The 255-nt window shown below is 49.0% G+C and carries 1 protein-coding gene; it reads left to right on the top strand.

Annotated features, from left to right (window positions below; genetic code table 11):
* Positions 1-26: 26 nt before the first annotated feature.
* On the top strand, positions 27-255 hold a 229-nt coding region (locus ACMV8I_RS21560), incomplete at its 3' end, for a helix-turn-helix domain-containing protein (RefSeq protein ID WP_498867164.1).

Below are 255 nucleotides of genomic sequence, written 5' to 3'. Positions count from 1 at the left end.
TCTCCGCTGTTTGTCGCCAGTTTAAGATCAGCCGTAAAACCGGATATAAATGGCTTAAACGTTTCCAACCTGACGACCCCTTATCTCTTACCGATCGTTCCCGAGCACGCCTTACTCACCCCGAACGCACGCCTGATGGCATCATCAAGAAATTAGTCGATATGCGACTAAAGCACCCTGACTGGGGGCCAGTAAAAATTCGGCATTGGTTGCTCAATAACAATGCACCTTTCGACGTACCAGCGAGTAGCTCTA

This window comes from Ewingella sp. S1.OA.A_B6 (assembly GCF_049889095.1).
GTDB lineage: Bacteria > Pseudomonadota > Gammaproteobacteria > Enterobacterales > Enterobacteriaceae > Ewingella.
Note: the sequence above shows the minus strand (reverse complement) of the source record. Positions and strands in the feature narration are given on the sequence as shown.